Genomic DNA, 1352 nt, shown 5'->3' on the forward strand with positions numbered 1-1352 from the left:
CGCAAAACATGTCGGGGACCTGGGAAAACCGCATCGCGGGTGATCTCTATCTCGGGCTTACCACCGAAGCCGCCGACGCCTCGGTTATCCCCGGCACGGCGGAAAGCTGGACAATCAGCCCGGACGGCACGGTTTATACCTTTAAGATCCGCAACGATGCGAATTGGTCGGACGGAACGCCAGTGACGGCGGAAGATTTCGTCTATGCCTATCGCCGGATCATGGACCCGAAGCGCGCCGCAAAATACGCCTCGATCCTCTACCCGATCAAGAATGCCGAAGAAGTAAACTCGGGTAAAGAAACCGACTTTACCAAAATCGGTGCGAAGGCTATCGATGCGAAGACGCTCGAAATCACCTTGAAGGAGCCGACGCCGTTCTTCTTGGAACTGCTGACCCACTATACGTCTTTCGCGATTCCGAAGCATGTGGTGGAAAAAGCCGGGAACGATTGGGTAAAGCCGGGCACGCACGTGTCAAACGGCGCTTATACTTTAGCCTCTTATTCGCCGAACGATAAGATTGAACTCGTTAAGAACGCGAAGTTCTACGATGCGTCGAAGGTGAAAATCGAGAAGATTGTGTTCTTCTCGAACGAAGACCGTACCGAAATGGAAAAGCGCTTCCGCGCGGGCGAAGTCGATCTCGTGACCGATATTAACCCGGCCCGTATCGATACCTTGACGCGTGAAATTCCGAATGAGTTGAAGATCGCCCCCTACCTCGGGCTTTATTATTACACGCTCAATACGGCAACCGGCCCCACTGCCGACCCGAAAGTGCGTAAAGCCCTGTCGATGGTCGTGGATCGCGATATCATCACGCAGAAGGTTTCCAAAGCGGGCGAAGTTCCGGCCTATGCCGTTGTGCCGCCGGGCGTCGCCAATTATGGCTATGCGCTGAAGAGCGATTGGGCCGACAAAAAAATGTCGGAACGCGTTGAAGCCGCCAAAAAGCTGATGACCGAAGCCGGGTATGGCCCGAATAAGCCGCTAAAGCTGGAACTCAGCTATAATACCTCGGAAGGCCATAAGAATATCGCCATTGCCGTGCAGAGCATGTGGAAGCAGGCCCTGGGTGTTGAAGCCGAACTCGTCAATCGCGACGTGAAGGTTCATTATAACACGCTGCGCGACGGTACTTTCCAGGTTGGCCGCGCGGGCTGGATCGCCGATTATAACGATGCGCAAAACTTCCTGTTCTTGTTGGAAACCCGCACGGGCTCCAACAACTACGGCAAGTTCTCGAATCCTGAATTCGACAAGCTGATGATCGAAGCAGGCACGATCACCGATCTCAAGAAGCGCGCCGAAGTGATGGCGAAGGCCGAAAAGATCGGTATCGAGCAAGAC

At 54.3% G+C, this 1352-nt stretch carries 1 protein-coding gene; it reads left to right on the top strand.

Features of this window, described 5'->3' with window-relative positions; translation table 11 throughout:
* Positions 1-8: 8 nt before the first annotated feature.
* Positions 9-1352: peptide ABC transporter substrate-binding protein (locus VZ95_RS20535; protein ID WP_156995490.1), on the top strand; the 1344-nt coding region annotated here is incomplete at its 3' end.

This window comes from Elstera litoralis (assembly GCF_000963705.1).
Taxonomy (GTDB): domain Bacteria; phylum Pseudomonadota; class Alphaproteobacteria; order Elsterales; family Elsteraceae; genus Elstera; species Elstera litoralis.